20 protein-coding genes and 1 tRNA gene are annotated in these 19,150 nt (G+C 58.2%); 8 read left to right on the top strand and 13 right to left on the bottom strand.

Annotation, left to right across the window (positions count from 1 at the left end):
• Positions 1-50 precede the first annotated feature (50 nt).
• Positions 51-416 (bottom strand): response regulator, encoded by a 366-nt coding sequence (locus tag ACYZT9_RS01715; protein ID WP_462008278.1) that lies wholly within the window; start codon positions 414-416, stop codon positions 51-53.
• A 70-nt stretch (positions 417-486) separates the two neighbouring features.
• Positions 487-1,173 carry a Crp/Fnr family transcriptional regulator gene (locus tag ACYZT9_RS01710; RefSeq protein ID WP_462008277.1) on the bottom strand — a complete coding sequence of 229 codons (687 nt, stop codon included), beginning with the start codon at positions 1,171-1,173 and terminating at the stop codon, positions 487-489.
• An 84-nt stretch (positions 1,174-1,257) separates the two neighbouring features.
• Here ACYZT9_RS01710 and ACYZT9_RS01705 point away from each other — a divergent pair, with 84 nt between their 5' ends.
• Positions 1,258-1,776, top strand: a complete 519-nt coding sequence (locus ACYZT9_RS01705) for an Mpo1 family 2-hydroxy fatty acid dioxygenase (protein ID WP_462008276.1) — start codon at positions 1,258-1,260, stop codon at positions 1,774-1,776.
• 123 nt (positions 1,777-1,899) lie between these two features.
• Here the strand turns inward: ACYZT9_RS01705 and ACYZT9_RS01700 are convergent, their stop codons facing one another.
• The 6 genes from ACYZT9_RS01700 to dibA all read right to left on the bottom strand — a co-directional run bounded on the left by ACYZT9_RS01700 (position 1,900) and on the right by dibA (position 8,203).
• Entirely contained in the window at positions 1,900-2,889 is a 990-nt protein-coding gene (locus ACYZT9_RS01700; RefSeq protein WP_462008275.1) for a sulfate/molybdate ABC transporter ATP-binding protein, read from the bottom strand.
• A 3-nt stretch (positions 2,890-2,892) separates the two neighbouring features.
• Entirely contained in the window at positions 2,893-3,762 is an 870-nt protein-coding gene (gene cysW, locus ACYZT9_RS01695) for a sulfate ABC transporter permease subunit CysW (protein WP_462008274.1), read from the bottom strand.
• A 12-nt stretch (positions 3,763-3,774) separates the two neighbouring features.
• Positions 3,775-4,593, bottom strand: a complete 819-nt coding sequence (gene cysT / locus ACYZT9_RS01690; RefSeq protein WP_109627246.1) for a sulfate ABC transporter permease subunit CysT — start codon at positions 4,591-4,593, stop codon at positions 3,775-3,777.
• 136 nt (positions 4,594-4,729) lie between these two features.
• Entirely contained in the window at positions 4,730-5,743 is a 1,014-nt protein-coding gene (locus ACYZT9_RS01685) for a sulfate ABC transporter substrate-binding protein (RefSeq protein ID WP_462008273.1), read from the bottom strand.
• Between the two features lie 69 nt (positions 5,744-5,812).
• Entirely contained in the window at positions 5,813-5,995 is a 183-nt protein-coding gene (oscA, locus tag ACYZT9_RS01680; RefSeq protein ID WP_413696102.1) for a sulfur starvation response protein OscA, read from the bottom strand.
• A 288-nt stretch (positions 5,996-6,283) separates the two neighbouring features.
• A complete protein-coding gene (gene dibA / locus ACYZT9_RS01675) occupies positions 6,284-8,203 on the bottom strand; it encodes a phosphodiesterase DibA (protein WP_462008272.1) in 1,920 nt (639 codons plus the stop codon).
• A 149-nt stretch (positions 8,204-8,352) separates the two neighbouring features.
• On the opposite strand from dibA, the gene desA reads away from it, so the two are divergent.
• Together desA and ACYZT9_RS01665 are read left to right on the top strand one after the other, a co-directional pair.
• Positions 8,353-9,540 carry a delta-9 fatty acid desaturase DesA gene (desA, locus tag ACYZT9_RS01670; protein WP_462008271.1) on the top strand — a complete coding sequence of 396 codons (1,188 nt, stop codon included), beginning with the start codon at positions 8,353-8,355 and terminating at the stop codon, positions 9,538-9,540.
• Positions 9,541-9,785: 245 nt separating this feature from the next.
• Positions 9,786-10,775, top strand: a complete 990-nt coding sequence (locus ACYZT9_RS01665) for a GGDEF domain-containing protein (protein WP_462008270.1) — start codon at positions 9,786-9,788, stop codon at positions 10,773-10,775.
• A gap of 123 nt (positions 10,776-10,898) precedes the next feature.
• Here the strand turns inward: ACYZT9_RS01665 and ACYZT9_RS01660 are convergent, their stop codons facing one another.
• From ACYZT9_RS01660 to gabD, 3 genes are all read right to left on the bottom strand, one after another.
• Entirely contained in the window at positions 10,899-12,113 is a 1,215-nt protein-coding gene (locus ACYZT9_RS01660) for an HDOD domain-containing protein (RefSeq protein WP_462008269.1), read from the bottom strand.
• 139 nt (positions 12,114-12,252) lie between these two features.
• Entirely contained in the window at positions 12,253-13,530 is a 1,278-nt protein-coding gene (gene gabT, locus ACYZT9_RS01655; protein WP_462008268.1) for a 4-aminobutyrate--2-oxoglutarate transaminase, read from the bottom strand.
• A gap of 199 nt (positions 13,531-13,729) precedes the next feature.
• Positions 13,730-15,172: an NADP-dependent succinate-semialdehyde dehydrogenase gene (gene gabD, locus ACYZT9_RS01650; RefSeq protein ID WP_462008267.1), complete on the bottom strand. Its 1,443-nt coding sequence runs from the start codon at positions 15,170-15,172 to the stop codon at positions 13,730-13,732.
• Positions 15,173-15,520: 348 nt separating this feature from the next.
• On the opposite strand from gabD, the gene ACYZT9_RS01645 reads away from it, so the two are divergent.
• The 5 genes from ACYZT9_RS01645 (at position 15,521) to ACYZT9_RS01625 (ending at position 17,895) form a co-directional block, all read left to right on the top strand.
• Positions 15,521-15,597: transfer RNA gene (locus ACYZT9_RS01645), tRNA-Arg, on the top strand.
• Between the two features lie 176 nt (positions 15,598-15,773).
• Positions 15,774-17,057: a colicin E3/pyocin S6 family cytotoxin gene (locus ACYZT9_RS01640; protein ID WP_462008266.1), complete on the top strand. Its 1,284-nt coding sequence runs from the start codon at positions 15,774-15,776 to the stop codon at positions 17,055-17,057.
• Positions 17,054-17,287 (top strand): DUF7683 domain-containing protein, encoded by a 234-nt coding sequence (locus tag ACYZT9_RS01635; protein WP_462008265.1) that lies wholly within the window; start codon positions 17,054-17,056, stop codon positions 17,285-17,287. Before ACYZT9_RS01640 ends, ACYZT9_RS01635 begins: the two co-directional genes overlap by 4 nt.
• 138 nt (positions 17,288-17,425) lie before the next feature.
• Entirely contained in the window at positions 17,426-17,656 is a 231-nt protein-coding gene (locus ACYZT9_RS01630) for a DUF7683 domain-containing protein (RefSeq protein WP_462008264.1), read from the top strand.
• Positions 17,656-17,895: a pyocin S6 family toxin immunity protein gene (locus ACYZT9_RS01625; protein ID WP_462008263.1), complete on the top strand. Its 240-nt coding sequence runs from the start codon at positions 17,656-17,658 to the stop codon at positions 17,893-17,895. The genes ACYZT9_RS01630 and ACYZT9_RS01625 overlap by 1 nt, the downstream gene beginning before the upstream one ends.
• 200 nt (positions 17,896-18,095) lie before the next feature.
• Here the strand turns inward: ACYZT9_RS01625 and ACYZT9_RS01620 are convergent, their stop codons facing one another.
• Both ACYZT9_RS01620 and ACYZT9_RS01615 read right to left on the bottom strand, forming a co-directional pair.
• A complete protein-coding gene (locus ACYZT9_RS01620; protein WP_462008262.1) occupies positions 18,096-18,410 on the bottom strand; it encodes a DUF6124 family protein in 315 nt (104 codons plus the stop codon).
• Between the two features lie 392 nt (positions 18,411-18,802).
• Positions 18,803-19,069: a hypothetical protein gene (locus ACYZT9_RS01615; RefSeq protein ID WP_462008261.1), complete on the bottom strand. Its 267-nt coding sequence runs from the start codon at positions 19,067-19,069 to the stop codon at positions 18,803-18,805.
• Between the last annotated feature and the right edge of the window lie 81 nt (positions 19,070-19,150).

Here is a 19,150-nt window from a genome sequence, read left to right as displayed (position 1 = left end):
TGCAGAACAAAGTAGAAGTCCAGTTCATTTTTTAACCGAAGTTTGAATAGTCACCGCCCCCGATCCCGTCGCAACAACTTGCGCACTCGCGCGACCAGCTCACCCACGGTAAACGGTTTGAGCAGGTAATCGTCTTCATGCAGCTCCAACCCGCGCAAGCGATCTTCGATGCCATCCTTGGTGGTGAGGAACAGGACCGGGGTCTCACCGAGCTTGCGGATCTGTTGCTGCAACTGCCAGCCGTTCAACCCGGGTAGCATGACGTCAAGAATGATCAGCTCATATTCGCCGGACTCGATGAAGCGACGGCCGTCCATGCCGTTGAGCGCTACATCCACCGAATAACTCGCCTCGCTCAGGCCGTTGGCCAGGAGCCTGGCGGTCTCCGGTTCGTCTTCCACTAACAGCACACGCATGTCACACCTCGATTGTCGTCGTCACAGGCTAGGCGCCTTCGCGGACAAAGCCCACCACTAACGCTGTGTTTCAAAAAATCGCCAACGCCCGCAACCGTTCGGTATCCAGAATTTCGATCTCACCGTACTTCAGATTCAAAACTCCTTGGCTTTGTAACTCCTTGAGGAGTTGATTGGTGGTCTGTCGTGACAGCGACAACATTGAAGCCAGCTGTTCCTGCGGCAGTTGCAAGACACGTCGCGGCGGATCGATTTCGCCGTAACCCTCGGCGATCATCAACAAGCGATGCGCCAACCGTGCAGGCGCCGGCATCAGGCTCAACTGTTCGAGGTTGATGAACGTCAGGCGAAGTTTCTGGCTCATCAGCAATGCCAGTTGCCGCCAGTACACGGGTTGCTCATCCAGCATTGCCAACAGCGCCGTTTGCGGGATGTGCAACAGGATGCACTGACCCACGCCGAACGCATCGTGGGTCCGCGGCTGACCGTCGAACAGGCAGATTTCACCGAACCAGTGCGGCGACTCCACCAGACTCAGCAGCGCCTCCTTGCCCTGCTCGCTCACCGCGCCGATGCGCACCGCACCTTCAAGCACGACGTAAAGGCCGCACGGCGGATCGCCGCGCTTGAACAGCCGCTGCCCCGACGACAGGCGCCGCACCCTGGCGGCGGCCAGCAGACTATTCTGTAAGGGTGCAGGTAAATGGCTGAACCATTGCCCCGTCATCAGACGCGAACGCCAAACCTGCATGTCCATCAAAACTCCTGGAGATTGTCGCCTGGCTGACAGAGCGAGAGGTGAACCCGGGGCATGATCAATCACCCTACAGGAGGAATAACAATGAAAAGCCTCGTTGACCATCTCAGTCAATACGCCGCCTACCACCGTGACCCGCGCAACATCGCCAGCCATTTTATCGGTATTCCGCTGATTGTCGTGGCGGTGGCAGTGTTACTGTCCCGTCCGCAATGGGCCGGAGGCTGGTTTTCGCCGGCAGTGCTGGCGGCGCTAGCGTCGGCCTGGTTCTACCTGCGCCTGGAAGTGCGCCTCGGGGTGCTGATGACCGTGTTACTGGGCCTGTGCGTCTGGGCAGGTCATGTGTTGGCGCAGCAGAGTACGCTGGTGTGGCTGGCAAGCGGTATCGGGATGTTTGTGATCGGCTGGGCGATCCAGTTTGTCGGGCATCACTACGAAGGACGTAAGCCGGCGTTTGTCGATGATGTGACGGGGTTGATTGTCGGGCCGTTGTTTGTGGTCGTGGAATTGGCGTTTTTGCTGGGGATGCGGCGTGAGCTGAAAGCGCAGATCGAGGCGCGGGTTGGGGGTGTGCGTCTGCGTCAGAAAAACGCTGCGGCGTAGGCCGCTTTCGCGAGAAAGCCCGCTCCCACATTAGATCTGCGTCGATCACAAATTATGTGTACGACATCAATCAAATGTGGGAGCGGGCTTGCTCCGGGCGGCGTTCCGACGAAGCTTTTGCTTTTAGATGTTGGCGAGTTTCTGCCAGACCTTCGGCTTGAAGAACAAGGTTTCGCCCTTCGCCAGCCCAATCAGGCTGTCGTGATCCTTCACCACTTCAGCTTCGATCAACTCGCTCTGACCTTCGACCTTCAACGTCACCCGGGTCGTCGCGCCCAGTGGACGAATGTCCCGCACCTCGGCCGCGTGGTGGTCGTCCAGTTCATGCCGCGACAGCGACACTTCGTGTGGACGGAACAGCACGTGATTGTCCTCGCCCAGATGCAGTCGGTTGGAATCACCGAGGAAGTGATAAACGAAATCGCTGGCCGGGTTTTCGTAGACGTCGCCCGGTGAGCCGATCTGCTCGATCACGCCCTTGTTCATCACCACGATACGGTCGGCGACCTCCATCGCTTCTTCCTGGTCGTGGGTCACGAACACCGAGGTCAGGTTGATGTCTTCGTGCAGCCGCGCCAACCAGCGACGCAGTTCCTTGCGAACCTTGGCATCGAGGGCGCCGAAGGGTTCGTCGAGCAGCAGGACTTTCGGCTCCACGGCCAATGCCCGGGCCAATGCGATGCGCTGACGCTGACCACCCGACAGTTGTTCCGGGTAGCGATCCGACAACCAATCGAGCTGAACCATGTTCAGCAGTTCGTGGACCTTTCCGGCGATCTGGCTTTCGGTCGGACGCTGGTTTTTCGGCTTCATGCGCAGGCCGAACGCGACGTTGTCGAACACCGTCATGTGGCGGAACAACGCGTAGTGCTGGAACACGAAACCGACGTTGCGATCACGCACGTCGTGGCCGGAGACGTCTTCACCGTGGAACACGATGCTGCCCTGATCCGGGGTTTCCAGACCGGCGATGATCCGCAGCAGCGTGGTCTTGCCGCAGCCGGACGGACCGAGCAGCGCCACGAGTTCACCGCTCTGGATGTCCAGGCTGATGTTGTCCAGCGCTTTGAATGCATTGAAATTTTTGCTGACGTTACGCACTTCGATCGACATGAATTATTCCTCCGCGGCGCTGGCGCGCAGGCGGTTAATACGGTTTTCGCTCCACTGCTTGAGCAGCAGGATGAAGAGCGCCATGATCAGCAACAGGCTCGCCACGGCGAACGCGGCCACGTGGTTGTATTCGTTGTAGAGGATCTCGACGTGCAGCGGCAAGGTGTTGGTCACCCCGCGAATGTGCCCGGAAACCACCGACACCGCACCGAATTCACCCATCGCCCGCGCGGTGCACAGCACCACGCCGTAGATCAGGCCCCATTTGATATTGGGAACGGTGACGTGCCAGAACATCTGCCAACCATTGGCGCCGAGCAGGCGCGCGGCCTCCTCTTCCTGGGTGCCTTGTTCCTGCATCAGCGGAATCAACTCGCGCGCCACAAACGGTACGGTGACGAAAATCGTCGCCAGCACGATGCCCGGCAAGGCGAAGACGATCTGGATGTCGTGATCCTGCAACCACGGGCCGAACAGACCCTGGGCACCAAACATCAACACGTAGACCAGACCGGCGATCACCGGCGACACCGAGAACGGTAAGTCGATCAGTGTCACCAGCATGCTCTTGCCACGGAACGAGTACTTGCTCACGCACCAGGCGGCGCTGACGCCGAACACCAGGTTCAGCGGCACAGAAATCAGCACGGCGATCACCGTCAGCTTCAGCGCCGACAGCGCGTCGGGTTCAAAAATCGCAGTGAAAAACGCGCCGATCCCCATTTTCAGGCCTTGGGACACCACGATCACTAATGGCAACAGCAGGAAGAGTGCGAACACCAGCCAGCCGAGGCCGATGAGGATACGCCGCGAACCGGCGCTGCCACGGCGGGCAGCGTTCGAGGAAGCAGCAGCAATAGACGATTGGGACATTTGTGCGCCTCCTTATGGGGTTTCAATGCGGCGTTGCAGCAAGTTGATCAGCAGCAACAGGACGAAGGAAACCACCAGCATCAGTACGCCAATGGAGGTAGCGCCGGTGTAATCGTACTGGTCAAGCTTGACCATGATCAGCAACGGCAGGATCTCGGTTTTCATCGGCATGTTGCCGGCGATGAAAATCACCGAGCCGTACTCGCCAACCCCGCGGGCAAAGGCCAGAGCGAAACCGGTCAACCAGGCGGGCAGCAGCGCGGGCACCAGAATATGGCGGAAAACCTGCAACGGTTTTGCACCGAGACAAGCCGCCGCTTCTTCCACCTCACGGGGGATATCGGCCAATACCGGCTGTACCGTACGTACTACGAATGGAAGCGTTACAAAAGTCAGCGCCAGCGTGATGCCAAGGGGGGTATACGCGATCTTGAAGCCCAGGTCCGCCGCAAACTGACCGACCCAACCATTGGGTGCGTACAGCGCAGTCAGCGCGATACCGGCCACGGCAGTGGGCAAAGCGAAGGGCAGATCGATCATCGCGTCGATGATCTTGCGACCGGGGAAGGTGTAGCGCACCAGCACCCAGGCCAGCAGCGTGCCGATGATGCCGTTGATGATCGCGGCATAGAGCGCGGTGCCGAAGCTCAGCTTCAACGCCGCCAGCACGCGGGGCGCCGAAATGATCGCCCAGAACTGATCCCAGGTGAGTTGAGCGGCATGCACGAACATCGCCGCCAGTGGAATGAGCACAATCAGGCTGAGGTACACCAAGGTGTAACCCAGCGTCAGCCCGAAGCCGGGTATGACGGGGGAGATACGACGCGACATAGAAGTCCTTGGTTAACGAATAATTCAACTGTAGGAGCGAGCTTGCTCGCGAAGCTGGACAACGATAACGCGTCCATTCTGAAGGACCGCGGTACCCTTGCGTTCTTCGCGAGCAAGCTCGCTCCTACAGTATTCCTTACTGCGCTTGATAGATCTGGTCGAACACGCCACCGTCATTAAAGAATTTCGGCTGCGCGGTTTTCCAGCCGCCGAAGTCCTTGTCGATGGTCACCAGGTCCAGAGTCGGGAACTGCTTGGCGTACTTGGCGGCAATGTCCTTGTCACGTGGACGATAGAAGTTTTTCGCCGCGATTTCCTGACCGGCCGGGCTGTAAAGGTGCTTCAGGTACGCTTCGGCGATCTGCTCGTTGCCCTTTTTCTCGGCGTTCTTGTCGACAACAGCGACTGGCGGCTCAGCGAGGATCGACAGCGAAGGCACGACGATCTCGAACTTGTCCGCGCCGCCGTCTTCTTTCAGCGCCAGGAAGGCTTCGTTTTCCCAGGCCAGCAACACGTCGCCCTGACCGTTGTTGACGAAGGTGATGGTCGAACCGCGAGCACCGGTATCCAGTACTGGCACGTGCTTGAACAGGGTCTGCACGTATTCTTTGGCCTTGGCTTCGTTGCCGCCGTTGGCTTTCAGGCCATAGGCCCAGGCCGCGAGGAAGTTCCAGCGAGCGCCGCCGGAGGTTTTCGGGTTCGGAGTGATCACCGACACGTCGTTCTTGACCAGATCGCCCCAGTCCTTGATGCCTTTCGGGTTGCCCTTGCGCACCAGGAACACGATGGTCGAGGTGTAAGGCGTGCTCGCCTCCGGCAGACGCTTCTGCCAGTCAGCCGGCAGGGTCTTGCCGAGCTTGGCGATTTCGTCGATGTCACCGGCCAGCGCCAGGGTCACGACGTCAGCGCGCAGCCCGTCGATCACCGCCCGGCCCTGCTTGCCTGAACCCCCGTGGGATTGCTGGATTTTCACGGTGTCGCCAGCGTGGTCTTTCTGCCAGAACTTGACGAACTCAGCGTTGTAATCCTGATACAGCTCACGGGTCGGGTCGTAAGACACGTTCAGCAGCTCGTAATCCTTGGCAACCGCGGAACCCGCAAAAAGGGCACTGGCCAGGGCGGCCAAAGCGAAATGACGAATCGACGACATGGTGAAAGCTCCTGGAATTCTTAGTGTGTTGGCTTTTTTTATGGTTACGGAAATCGCGTTGCCGGTTGTCTAGCTCGATTTGTTGCTCGGGTTCTGCAAACGGAATTTTTCTTTGCGTTCGATCTGGACCACCTGAGCGTTGTGCACGGTGATTTCCACGGCGCCGAACCGCAGATCGCGCAGGGCGCTTTGGATCTCACGCAAGATGGTGGCTTCGTCTTGACCGTCAACGCTACGTAGGGATGCGCTCATGGTGCTGCTCCTTCGACTGAGAGGTTGCCTGACAGTGTCCGGCACTGCTTGCGGCGTGAGGCCAATAGTAGAGAGGTGCGGATATTCTTAAAAAGACTATTTAAGAATGTTTATATAACCAAAAGAAAATGCAAGCCAGGGCGCGGGCTTACCTCTCGGGCACGCAAAAAATCACTGTAGGAGCGAGCTTGCTCGCGAAGGACGTGAACGATGACGCATACGGCCTGTAACAAATGTGCCGACATCAAATTCTTCGCGAGCAAGCTCGCTCCTACACGGTCTCATCTGTCAATCGATTGCGGGTGTGCGCATCCAGTCCAGCAAATCAGCTGGCACCGGCCGGCCGAACCAATATCCCTGACCGAGATCGCAGCCCTGCTCAAGCAGGAAACTCGCCTGTTCGACCTGCTCGATCCCCTCGGCATGCACCTGCATCCCCATGCTCTGCGCCAAGGCGATGATCACGCGCACGATGACCCCATCATCCTCATCCCACGGCAATCCGGCCACGAAGCCCTGATCAATCTTGAGCTTCTGCACCGGCAAACGCTTGAGTCGCAACAACGACGAATACCCGGTGCCAAAGTCATCGATGGCCAGTCGCACGCCAAGCTCGCGCAACCGATGCATTTGCTCCAGCGCCACTTCCGGATCGTCCATCACCGCGCTTTCAGTGACTTCCAGCTCCAGATACGACGGATCCAGACCGGTTTCATGCAGCACTTTCGCCACCTGCTGAAACAGCTCACGGCGAGCGAACAATCGAGACGAAACATTCACCGCGATAAACGACAACACCACGCCTGCCTGCTGCCACAGGCACATTTGCTGACACGACTGCTGCATCACCCAGACATCGATTTCCGCGATCAATCCGGTGCGCTCAGCGATGGGAATGAATTCAGCCGGCGACACCAGACCACGCTTCGGATGCTCCCAGCGCACCAGCGCCTCGACACCCACCAGGCGACTAGTTTTGAGGTCATGAACCGGCTGGTAATACACGCGTAATTCCTGCTGTTCGAGCGCCCGGCGCAACTCAACGGCAGTCTCGACCCGTTTCTGGGCGTGCACGGTCAACTCTTCGGTATAAAGCGCGTAACCGTCACGACCGGCGCTTTTGGCCTTGGACAGCGCCGAGTCGGCATTTCGCAACAACTGTTCGGCGCTCAAGGCATCGCTTGGGAACAGGCTGATGCCAATGCTGGTGTTAATGAACAGCTGATGCCCCCCGATCATGAAAGGCTCTTTGAGGTCGTCGATGATCCGTTGCGCCAACGCCGCGGCCTGCATCAACTGCGGACAGCTTTCCGCAAGCACAGCGAATTCATCTCCGCCTAGCCGCGCCAGGGTAATTCCCGCGCCGGACATGGCTTGCAACCGCTCGGCCACAATTTTGAGCAACTCGTCACCGATCGTGTGCCCGAGGCTGTCGTTGATCATCTTGAAATGATCCAAATCGATCATCAGCAAGGCACAGCCGCGCTTGTGGTGCTGCGCCGACGACAATGCCTGCTCGGTACGGTCGGTAAACAGCAAACGGTTGGGCAGATCGGTCAGCGGGTCATGATGAGCAAGGTGCTTGAGTTCATCCTCGGAGTTCTTGATCGCGCTGATATCGGAAAACACGGCGACATAGTGGCTGAGCCGACCCTGGTCGTCGTGAATCAGGCGGATGGTCTGCCACTGCGGGTAGATTTCGCCGCTTTTACGGCGATTCCAGATTTCCCCGCTCCACTCGCCCATGCTGTTGAGTGTGGCGAACATCCTCTGGTAGAAATCCACCGGATGATGGCCCGACTTGAACAGGCTCGGGCGCTGCCCCAGCACTTCCTCAAAGGAGTAACCGGTGATTTCCATGAACGCCCGGTTAACGTGGACGATCAACCCGTTGCGATCGGTGACCAGCACGCCTTCGCGAGTGCAATCGAACACGGCGGCCGCCTGTCGCAAACGCTCGCGGTCTTCATGGCGCTCACGCAATGTGGCGCCGATGCCCAGGCAACGGAGCAATCGCGCTCGAGCAATAAAGATCAACCCGGCGCTCAACAGGACCCAGGCGTAACCGTTGATCAGTCGCCACCGCAACAGCTCGTCCGACCCATCGAAGAACCTGTTCAATAAGTAACCACTGAACTGCAGCCAGACTACGGATAGCAACAGATAAAGCAGCGCTGCACGCAATGCGTCGCGATAGGTGGCAGACATTCGGCCGTCCATATCCCTTTAAAAAGAGTCGAGTTATAGGTTAAAGAAACATCCAGCCACTCTTATCTGAAAGAGCGACTGGTTTTATCTGTGAGCTTGGTGATAATGCAACGGCTGTTTTTTTCTTTTTTTCGAGGGCCAAATAGCCTATGTGGTACGAAGGTTTTCTCGGCTTGTCGCCTTGGTCACTGGTGGCAGTCACCCTGCTGATGACCCACGTCACGATTATCGGCGTCACGGTCTATCTGCACCGTTATTCAGCCCATCGCTCGCTCGAGCTCAATGCCGGCCTGAAACATTTCTTCCGCTTCTGGCTGTGGCTGACCACGGCGCAGAACACCCGCGAGTGGACCGCCATCCACCGCAAACATCACGCCAAATGCGAAACCGTCGATGACCCGCACAGCCCGGTCATCAAGGGCCTGTCCACCGTTCTGCGCAAAGGTGCCGAGCTGTACCGCGCCGAAGCGGAGAACCCCGAGACCCTGCGCATCTACGGCAAGAACTGCCCCGAAGACTGGATCGAACGCAACCTCTACAGCCGCTTCCCGCTGCTGGGCGTGGCGATCATGGCCGTCATCGACCTGCTGCTGTTTGGCACCATCGGGATCACCATCTGGGCCATCCAGATGATGTGGATCCCGGTCTGGGCCGCCGGCGTGGTCAATGGCCTGGGCCATGCCGTCGGCTACCGCAACTTCGAATGCCGCGATGCGGCGACCAATCTGATGCCCTGGGGCATCCTGATCGGCGGCGAAGAACTGCATAACAACCATCACACCTATCCTAATTCGGCAAAACTGTCGGTGAAAAAATGGGAATTCGACCTGGGCTGGGCCTGGATCCAGGTCTTCAGTTTCCTGCGCCTGGCCAAGGTTCAGCGGGTTGCGCCGATTGCCCATCGGGTCGAAGGGAAAGGCAGTCTGGACATGGACACCGCCATGGCCATCCTCAACAACCGCTTCCAGATCATGGCCCAGTACCGCAAATTGGTGATCGCGCCGCTGGTCAAACAAGAACTGGAAAAGGTCGATCACTCGGTCCGTCACCAGTTCCACCGGGCCAAACGCCTGCTCTCGCGGGAAACCAGCCTGCTCGATGACAATCACCATGTGCGCATCCAGACCATGCTCGAGCACAGCCAGGCGCTGAAGGTAATTTACGAGAAAAGACTGGCCTTGCAGCAGATCTGGGTCAAGACCAGCTCAAATGGTCACGACATGCTGGCCGCCATCAAGGATTGGATACATGAAGCCGAAGCCAGCGGGATTCAATCCTTGCGCGACTTTGCCGATCAGTTGAAGACCTACTCCCTGCGCCCTGCCACTACCGCCTGACTGTCGCAAGGGGATTTATCGGATCGCCGCATCGCCCCGTTCGGCTGCGCAGCAGACGCAAAACCTGACGACGCGTTTCAATTGAAAAAACGCGTCGCCAGTACCGCCCGGCGGGAGCAAGCTCCCTCGCCACATGACGCGGGAACTTAGCTCCAAATCCCCTATCTCAAAGACACTTCGCCACTACGGCGGGCTTTGCTGTGGCCGCTGTCGAACTCGCGGCACGTCCCTTGAGATATGTGTCGATGGTCAATAAGAGCCTCCAAGACTCATCCCTACCCCAGTGGCCCGAGGCCGCGCAAACCCTGATGGCATTGATGCATGCCCAAGGCGAGGTCGCACGTCTGAGCGAGCGCGAACAGTTGTTCAGCTCCCTGCTGGTAAGCGTTAACGCGGTGCTTTGGGCATTCAACTGGGAAACCCGTCAGGTGGTCTACGTGAGTCCTGCCTATGAGCGGATTTTCGGCCGTTCCGCAGGGCTGTTGCTGTCCGACTTCAACCAGTGGCGTGACAGTATTTACCCTGACGATCTGGAGTACGCCGAGCGCACCCTCGCAGAAGTGCTGGTCAAAGGTGCCGTTGAAGACCGTGAGTACCGCATCATTGCCGCCGACGGCCAGGTGCGCTGGCTCAGTGACAAGTGCTTCATCAACCGTCAGGCCGAACCTGGCGAGCCGGTGATCATCGTTGGCATTGCCGAAGACATCACCGACAAGAAGCAGATGGAAAGTGAGTTGCATCGCCTGGCCACCACCGACGTCCTGACCCAGAGCAGCAATCGCCGGCATTTCTTCGACTGCGCCCACCGCGAATTCGAACTGGCTCGCCAACAAGGCGCACCGCTGGCGTTTCTGCTGCTGGACATCGATGACTTCAAGGTGATCAACGATACCTACGGTCACCCGGAAGGCGACAACGTGCTGCAACGGATCGCCGAGGCCGGTCGCGGGTCATTGCGTCGCGGCGATGTGTTCGGACGGATCGGTGGCGAGGAATTCGCAGCAGTGTTCCCCGGCTGTGCACCAGACATGGCCATGCAAGTGGCCGAGCGTCTGCAACGGGAGATTCAGCGATTGAGTTTCACCCATGCCCACCAGACGTTCGGCATCACCGTCAGCCAGGGTTTGACCAGCCTCACTGCCGAAGATGAAAGCGTCGAGAGCCTGTTCGCAAGGGCAGATGCGGCGATGTATGAAGCGAAGCGTCAGGGCAAGAACCGGATCATCTCCGGCTGATGAGCTAACCCAAAACCTGTGGGAGCGAGCTTACTCGCGATGATGTACTGACATCCAACATTGATGTTGGCTTGCAGACCGCTATCGCGAGCAAGCTCGCTCCCACAGGGATGTGTGTCGTACCTACTTCTTGCGCAGCCTCATCAATTCCGGCAACCCGATCTTCAGCAACCGCGCCGTCCGGCTCTTGGCCAGCGCCTCAATGCCCTCATGCTCGGTCAGACGTGCCATTTGCGCCGCCATGTTCATCACCAGTGCCTCGCGGGAGTAAACCCCGCCACCGAGGTGATACACCGCTGCGATCAGCTCGCGCAGCTCCAGAGGCAAGCGCCAGCGGGTACGCAGCGCGGAACCGTAGGCCGCGCCGAATTCAGCGAGGGCATCACCGACCTCCTCCCATTCATCCAGCTCGCCACCGGCCTGTTTCCATTCCTGCAAGCAGCGCAGCAACGCCAGATCACCCAAGCGATGCAACATCCCCGCGCAATAGCAACGCTCCTGATCCAGATCGAGCAAGCGCGCCAGCGTCCGGGCATATTCGGCGGTGTGCAGTGACAGCTCCCAATAGCGCTCGGCATAGTCTGCCAAAAACGGATCGCTAAGCCGTGCACTGCGCTTGAGTGCCAGCCCCAGGGTTAGATTCATGCTCTGCCCGGTACCCAACCGCTGCAACGCCTGGGACAGGGTTTGCACGGCGACGCCATGATGTTGGGCCGCGCTGTTGGCGGCAGCGATCAGGACGGCCGTAATCTGCGGATCGGTACGGATTTCATCTTCCAGCCGCGTCAGATCGAGTCCGTTGGGGTTAAGGCTGCGTTTGACCGCCAATTGCACGTCTGTCATCAGCGGTGCGCCGTCAGTCAGCTCACGGCGACGTTCGAGAAATACCGACAAGGTCATGCCCGGCGCCAGAGCCGGTACATCACAGAACACCTCCTCCCCGGCATTGAGCAGCAAATCCTGCAGACGCTGGGTCAGGCTTTCCATGTTCAACGGCTTGGTCAGATACGCCAGAGGCGCCAGAGGCAAGGCTTCGCGCACACTGGCGCTGTCGTTGCGACTGCTCATCAGAATGAAGGGCAATAGCGGATTGCGTTTGCGCTGACGAACATTGCGCAAGACATTCAAACCATCGACGCCGGGCAACTCCCAGTCGGCAATCACAAGGTCGTAAACGTTTTCCGCCAAAAGCATCAGCGCTTCCTGGCCATTGGCGCACAGATCAAGGCGTGCGTCGCAGCGCACACTCAGCAGCACTTGTTTGAGCAGGTCGCGCGACCAGGGATCGGCCTCGGCAATCAGCACTCGGGGTACAGCGAGTAAATCTACGGCCGTCATCCAACAAGCTCCCTCACAATGCTTGCACCTTAGTCAATGCGGGGCGTTCGAAACAGTGCAGTGTGTTTCGTAGACGAAAAAAACCCGCCGAAGCGGGTTTTTTTGTCGATCAGCTCACAAATCAATCAGAGCTCGGGGATCAGAGCTCCGAGAAGCACTCTTCGATAATCGCCAGACCTTTGTCCAGTTGCTCGTCCGGCGAAGTCAGCGGTACCAGGACGCGCAGAACATTGCCGTAGGTGCCGCAGGACAGCAGGATCAGACCCTTGTCGCGCGCCTTGGCCACAACCGATGCCACAGCAGCCGCGTTCGGCTTGTGGCTGTCGCCATCAACGAACAGCTCGACTGCGATCATCGCGCCCAGCGCACGGACTTCGCCAATGACCGGGTACTTGGCCTGAATGGCTTTGAGGCCAGTGACCAGACGCTCGCCGACTGCCTTGCAGCGGTCCAACAGTTGCTCTTCTTCGAATACTTCCATCACGGCCAGGGCCGCGGCGCAAGCAATCGGGCTACCGGCATAGGTGCCGCCCAGGCCGCCTGGAGCGATGGCGTCCATGTATTCGGCCTTGCCGCACACACCGGCCAACGGGAAGCCGCCAGCGATGGATTTGGCGAAGGTGGTCAGGTCGGCAGCAACGCCCATCTGCTCCATGGCGAAGAAAGTGCCGGTACGACCAGCGCCGGTTTGCACTTCGTCAGCGATCAACAGAATGCCGTGCTGGTCGCACAGGGCACGCAGACGCTTCATGAACTCTTTAGGCGCGACGTAGAAACCGCCTTCGCCCTGAACCGGCTCGATGATGATGGCAGCGATGTCACGCGGCTCGGCGTCGTTCTTGAAGATGCGTTCGATGCTGGCGATCGAATCGTCGATGCTCACACCGTGCAGTTCGTTCGGGTACAGCGCGCGGAACACGCCGCCTGGCATCAGGCCCATGCCGGCCGAGTACGGCACGACTTTACCGGTCAGGCCCAGGGTCATCATGGTGCGACCGTGGTAAGCACCGGTGAACGCGATCACGCCGGCACGGCCAGTCGCGGCACGGGCAATTTTCACAGCGTTTTCAACAGCTTCGGAACCGGTGGTCACCAGCAGGGTTTTCTTGGCGAAATCACCTGGCACCTTGGCGTTGATTTTTTCGCACACTTCTACGTACGGCTCGTAGGCCAGCACCTGGAAGCAGGTGTGGGTCAGCTTGTTCAGTTGCTCGGTCACGGCGGCGATGATTTTCGGGTGCACGTGACCGGTGTTCAGCACGGCGATACCGCCGGCGAAGTCGATGAACTCGCGACCTTCAACGTCGGTCACGGTGGCGTTCTTCGCGGACTCGGCGAAGATCGGGTGAATCTGGCCAACACCGCGTGGTACAGCGGCTTCGCGGCGTTTCATCAGGGAAGCGTTAGTCTTGCTCATAAAGTCCTCATTCACCGCTCATCGGGCGGCGTGGCTCAAGGAAAATGCAGCGGGGAGGCAACGGCGGCAGCATGCGATGATCGACTGCCACAGCGTTCCCGGCCACAGAGAAAATTCCGGTTGAAGCGCGCAAAGGGTCAGCGCTCTCGTGCCCTTTGCGCTTGAAGCAATGCCTTGCCAGGGCTTATGTATTTCGAGCTTAGATGCCCAGGCAGAGGTATTTGATTTCCAGGTAATCTTCGATGCCGTACTTGGAGCCTTCACGGCCCAGCCCCGACGCCTTGATACCGCCGAACGGCGCGACTTCGTTGGAGATCAACCCGGTGTTGACGCCGACCATACCGTATTCCAGGGCTTCCGCCACACGGAACACACGGCCCAGGTCGCGAGCGTAGAAGTACGAAGCCAGACCGAACTCGGTGTCGTTGGACATCGCGATCACTTCGGCTTCGTCTTTGAAGCGGAACAGCGGCGCCAATGGGCCGAAGGTTTCTTCCTTGGCCACGGCGGCGTTGTTCGGCACGTTGGTCAGAATGGTCGGCTCGAAGAAGTTGCCTTCGATGGACTTGCCGCCGGACAGCACGGTGGCGCCTTTGGAAACGGCGTCAGCAATGTGCTCTTGAACCTTGGCCACAGCTTTTTCATCGATCAGTGGACCGGTGGTGGTGCCTTCTTCAAGACCGTTGCCGATCTTGAGTTTGGCCACCGCCACTTTCAGCTTCTCGGCGAACGCGTTGTAGACCGAATCCTGAATGTACAGACGGTTGGCGCAGACACAGGTCTGGCCGTTGTTGCGGTATTTGGAAATGATCGCGCCTTCAACGGCCTTATCCAGGTCCGCGTCGTCGAACACGATGAACGGCGCGTTGCCGCCCAGTTCCAGGGACACTTTCTTGATGTCCTTGGCGCATTCGGCCATCAACTGGCGACCGATTTCGGTCGAGCCCGTGAAGGACAACTTACGCACGATCGGGTTGCTGGTCAGCTCGCTGCCGATGTCGCCGGCGCTGCCGGAAACAACACTGAACACACCGGCAGGAATGCCGGCACGCTGAGCCAGTTCAGCCAGAGCAAATGCAGAAAACGGAGTTTGCGAAGCAGGCTTGAGCACCATGGTGCAACCGGCGGCCAGGGCCGGGCCGGCTTTACGGGTGATCATCGCAGCCGGGAAGTTCCACGGGGTGATGGCAGCGGTCACGCCGATTGGCTGCTTGATCACAATCAGGCGCTTGTCGGGCTGATGGCCCGGAATCACGTCGCCGTAGACGCGCTTGGCTTCTTCAGCGAACCACTCGATAAAGGAAGCGGCGTAAACGATTTCGCCCTTGGCTTCGGCCAATGGCTTGCCTTGCTCCAGCGTCATCAGGCGAGCCAGGTCGTCCTGGTTCTCGATGATCAGCTCGAACCAGCGACGCAGCTTGTTCGCACGGTCCTTGGCGGTCAGTGCACGCCAGGCCGGCAGCGCTTTATCAGCAGCTTCGATCGCACGACGGGTTTCGGCAGCGCCCATTTTCGGCACGGTGCCCAGAATTTCGCCCGTTGCCGGGTTGTTGACCTTGATCGTCTGACCATTGTCCGCATCGACCCAAGCGCCATCGATAAAGGCTTGCTGGCGGAACAACTGGGTGTCTTTTAGCTGCATGTCGGCTTTCCTTAACAGCACCGCGACAGGCGCGGAGCAAATTATGATTGTAGAAAGGCGCCTGAAAGGCTGCCGTCAGGGAAATCATTCACCGGGCTGAAGCACATAAATAGCGCACGGAATGAACTCGCGCGGTTCAGCACCCAGACAAGAGCGTTTGAAATCTCAAACGAATCCTAGGATCAAAGGGGGTAAAGGACAATAGGCTGTTCGAAAAAAAGAACGAAATCGCCGCATTTGCCACAAATTTCAGATCAGCGTAGCAATCGCAGGTTACGCTTAGGAAAAGCGCTGTCGATTCAGCAGCATGGACGCCCGCAGTGCATATGAGTATCATGGCGCCCGCTTGCACCAGTAGCTCAGCTGGATAGAGTACTGCCCTCCGAAGGCAGGGGTCGTGGGTTCGAATCCCGCCTGGTGCACCATATAGTAGAAACGAGAAAGCCTCAGGCCTTAGGGACTGGGGCTTTTTTGTGGGCGTTGTCGTCAGGGGGCGCTACTCAACACCCCCCCATTCAGACAAATCCCGCAAAACTGTTTTTTGCCCGGCGCGCTTCACGCTCTTCAGAATGCCCCCCGAGGACTTAACCAAGGGAACGCCATGCACTTGATAAGGAATGTCGACAAGGGCCTCGAACAGACCGAAAACCCCGCCACTGCCGCCCAATTGGTAAAGAACGCGTTGGCGCGAGGTCGCCATAGCATTGGGGGACTCGCTAATTTTGGGAGTCATTCCCGCATCAGCAGCGACAGCGAGATTGTCGAGGCCGTCCGCAAGGGTGAATTGCTGTTGGTAAAGGAACGCTTTGCCAGCTCAGGCGGTGGCCTCATGGTTAGATCAGCGCCAGCGCCTGAACCAGTCTACATCCCGCCAAAAGATCCATGGCCACAGGCCAAGCCTCGCGACGATCAGGTCTTTGCCAAATCCTGTACCCCGGATAACTGGTGTAGCACCGACGCCGGCACCGCTCCGGAGCCTGCTTCGAACTTCGGCAAGGTGATGGTCGCGGGCGCCATGCTTTTTCCGTCCGCCAGCACCGCCGTAGCGGCGGCCTTCGGCGCCGATCTGGCACTAGGTCGAATGGCCGGTGGCGGCATCCTGCAGCAGCGTCTTAACTGGGCGATTCGGGGTGCTGGCGGGCCTGCCAGTGTTTTTATACTCGGCATGCTCCCAACTCAGATGGGCGACGGCACCCTCCATTCCGACAATCAGTTGCGCAGCATGACCCATGCACCTACCCGCGTACGTTTTCAGTTTCGTGGCGATGCCGAGGGCGCACTACAGGTCTACGGAATCCACACCACCGCATCAGGGGACGACACGGTGCGCACGGTGCAAGCCACGTGGAACGCCGATAAAACCGCCTTGGAGGCCAAGCTCAATGGCATCACTATCTTGTGGACGCCCCAGCGCGGGCCACTGGGACAGATGCCCCCGCTGATCTACCCCGACAACAGCGGCGAACAGCTTGGCACCATCCTGGTCCATCCGATTCCGGACAACACGGACAGTCAGATCGATGGCCTCCCCGGTGAAGACATCACCACTGACGACTGTATTCTGGTGTTCCCAGCGGACACTGGGTTGAAGTCGATGTATGTGGTGTTTGCACGACCTATCGGTGGCGATCACAACTATCACCCAGCTCCCAAAGGACTAACGGCTTTTCCTGATGCCCGGATTACCCCTCGTAAAACGCCCATAAAAGGCGGGGGAGGTCTACGAAAAAGATGGAAGACAAGGGACGGGACTATTTTTGAATGGGATAGCCAGCACGGGGCCGTTGAGAAGTACAACAAGCGTGGGAAGCACCTCGGGGAGTTCGACCCCGATACAGGCGAGCAAACCAAAGAAGCGGACAATACCCGAGAGGTGGAACCTTGAAATACATCATTGAAGCTTTCGACAAAGACACCGAGTTTCTGGCTTTTGAAATCGACCTGCCTGAAGGTTGTGAGACCCAGCTGGCGGCAGTCATGGGTTGGACAATGCCCCAGCGTGGCGATGAAGGCTATAACTTGAGCGCAGAACAAGCGACAGCCATTGAGGCATTAGCCCGCAGGCAATTTTACGATAACGATCATATTTTTCAGCTCACCTGCAACATTGACTAACCGGGGGTGAGAGCAGGTGCGCCGCTGGAGGCAGTCACGGCGCCCGATCTGGAGCACCTGGACCCTGAAACGGGAGAACGCAAAAAGGACGCCGAGCCAGGCCGAACTTCGCCAAAGTAAGTTGAAAGGAGCCCAAAAATGCAACATGAAATTCTTGCATTCGACAAGAAAACCGAGCAATTGGTTTTCAGCATTGAAATCCCTGCTGACCAGTTCGCGACATTGGCAGAGCTGATGGCTTGGCGTGAGCCGGAAGATGCCATTTATGAATATGAGATATCGCCAGAGCAAGTTAGTTGTCTTGAAGGCATGATTGGAAAGACCTTCAATAGCCCTGAGTTCATCTTTCAACTGTCCTGTTCTGCTTGATGTTTTTAGAGATCACGGGCTTTCTTGCAGGCGACAACGAAGACGATTTGATCAAATTTGAGCTCGACGTAAGTCCCGAGTTTGAGCAAGCCGTTATGGACGTATTGGGCTGGCATTGCTTAGCAGCCGAAGCTGATGGCGAGCTTCCATTAACCGGCGGGCAGGTCCAACAAATAGAAATTGCGATACACCAGTCATTCCCGAAGGAATTGGAGCTATTCATCGGTGTGCGGGCATAGCAGGGATTAATAGTGGAACTAGACGAGGTACAGTCCCGACGGTTCAAATCGAGGGTTCGCGCAACGTCAGCCGCAAGATGGCGATGCCCGGGCAACGCGGGCATTCAAGCTGCCCGCGTTATCGTTTACGACCATCGTCGGAACGCCGCCCAGAGCCGGCTCACCACAATTATCCGGCGCCCATTTTTTGTGGCCGGCGCCTAAGCGTCAGCGGTTTGGTTTTGCTGCCTGGCGAAAATCGCCGCCATCTCTGGCTCATCCAGGTGATCCAGCGCCCGTTCGACCAACAAATGCACGCCATCGGCCATGCGGCTGAGCGCCAAGGCTTTGGAGCGGCGCGAACCGTCCACATCGTCGGCGAGGTCGGCGGCGATGGCGCTGATCGACAGCAGGTCTTCCGAGACGTTGGCGAGCAGGGCTTCGGTGTTGATGTTGGGGCTGACGGTGAAGAGCGAGCCTTTGCGTTTAGGTTGCTCTGGTTCGGTGACTGGTGGGTCGGGGACTATTTTGGACATCTGACTAACTCCAGAAGTGGAGCCGTTCACACGTCGCTGCTAAACGATGGGTGGCGGCTGTGCGCGGGTTAGCAGACCGGGGAGTTAGCAAACCGGCGCGCCCGAGGGCGCCCCACGCACAGCTGCCATAACGTGCAGGTTAGGAACCTGACCGACGAGGATGCTATGCACTTCACTAACTACGGCGGGCTGCTAAACCCGATCACTGACGACCAGTGATGGGATTCAAATTACAGACCGTTCCCAAAGCGCACAAGCCGGCGGATTCTGGCTTAGCCGTAGGCAACGACGCAAGAATTTGTAGCTTGCAGGAAGTAAATCAAAGCCCTTTTAAACAACCCCAAAATCACTGACCGGCTCGCTCCTACAGGAGGTCATTCCACCAGAGAACGTCACTCAGTGGTCCAATCAAACTCGTCGTACTCATCATCCTCGTCGCCCTCGATTTCTTCCTCATCAAGAACGTCTTCCTCCGGCGCTGCTTCTGCCTGCTTAGCCAGAAGAAACTCCTTACGACTCTCGGTAATTGCTCGCCGCAGTTCCTCGCCCTTTTCCGAGCAGTTGAGCATTTGGGCGATGCGGTCGATTTTTTTTGCCACGGCATCCTCCAAAGCATCGGCTATGGGTCGATAGTGCGCGCTTTCAGGGGTGGATGCCAAATTGGGGGCTGACCTCAGGAGGAAATTGATCCATTCATCCTCTGAGACGGGCAGCCCAACCGGTTCGGGTTAACCCCGCTG

This window comes from Pseudomonas sp. ZT5P21, assembly GCF_054897785.1.
This window is presented reverse-complemented; position numbering and strand designations above follow the sequence as displayed.

Bases quoted from the DNA above. Each gene is read 5' to 3' on its own strand.
- ACYZT9_RS01715 (WP_462008278.1), bottom strand. From the start codon at position 416: ATGCGTGTGCTGTTAGTGGAAGACGAACCGGAGACCGCCAGGCTCCTG.
- ACYZT9_RS01710 (WP_462008277.1), bottom strand. From the start codon at position 1,173: ATGGACATGCAGGTTTGGCGTTCGCGTCTGATGACGGGGCAATGGTTC.
- ACYZT9_RS01705 (WP_462008276.1), top strand. From the start codon at position 1,258: ATGAAAAGCCTCGTTGACCATCTCAGTCAATACGCCGCCTACCACCGT.
- ACYZT9_RS01700 (WP_462008275.1), bottom strand. From the start codon at position 2,889: ATGTCGATCGAAGTGCGTAACGTCAGCAAAAATTTCAATGCATTCAAA.
- cysW (WP_462008274.1), bottom strand. From the start codon at position 3,762: ATGTCCCAATCGTCTATTGCTGCTGCTTCCTCGAACGCTGCCCGCCGT.
- cysT (WP_109627246.1), bottom strand. From the start codon at position 4,593: ATGTCGCGTCGTATCTCCCCCGTCATACCCGGCTTCGGGCTGACGCTG.
- ACYZT9_RS01685 (WP_462008273.1), bottom strand. From the start codon at position 5,743: ATGTCGTCGATTCGTCATTTCGCTTTGGCCGCCCTGGCCAGTGCCCTT.
- oscA (WP_413696102.1), bottom strand. From the start codon at position 5,995: ATGAGCGCATCCCTACGTAGCGTTGACGGTCAAGACGAAGCCACCATC.
- dibA (WP_462008272.1), bottom strand. From the start codon at position 8,203: ATGTCTGCCACCTATCGCGACGCATTGCGTGCAGCGCTGCTTTATCTG.
- desA (WP_462008271.1), top strand. From the start codon at position 8,353: ATGTGGTACGAAGGTTTTCTCGGCTTGTCGCCTTGGTCACTGGTGGCA.
- ACYZT9_RS01665 (WP_462008270.1), top strand. From the start codon at position 9,786: ATGGTCAATAAGAGCCTCCAAGACTCATCCCTACCCCAGTGGCCCGAG.
- ACYZT9_RS01660 (WP_462008269.1), bottom strand. From the start codon at position 12,113: ATGACGGCCGTAGATTTACTCGCTGTACCCCGAGTGCTGATTGCCGAG.
- gabT (WP_462008268.1), bottom strand. From the start codon at position 13,530: ATGAGCAAGACTAACGCTTCCCTGATGAAACGCCGCGAAGCCGCTGTA.
- gabD (WP_462008267.1), bottom strand. From the start codon at position 15,172: ATGCAGCTAAAAGACACCCAGTTGTTCCGCCAGCAAGCCTTTATCGAT.
- ACYZT9_RS01640 (WP_462008266.1), top strand. From the start codon at position 15,774: ATGCACTTGATAAGGAATGTCGACAAGGGCCTCGAACAGACCGAAAAC.
- ACYZT9_RS01630 (WP_462008264.1), top strand. From the start codon at position 17,426: ATGCAACATGAAATTCTTGCATTCGACAAGAAAACCGAGCAATTGGTT.
- ACYZT9_RS01625 (WP_462008263.1), top strand. From the start codon at position 17,656: ATGTTTTTAGAGATCACGGGCTTTCTTGCAGGCGACAACGAAGACGAT.
- ACYZT9_RS01620 (WP_462008262.1), bottom strand. From the start codon at position 18,410: ATGTCCAAAATAGTCCCCGACCCACCAGTCACCGAACCAGAGCAACCT.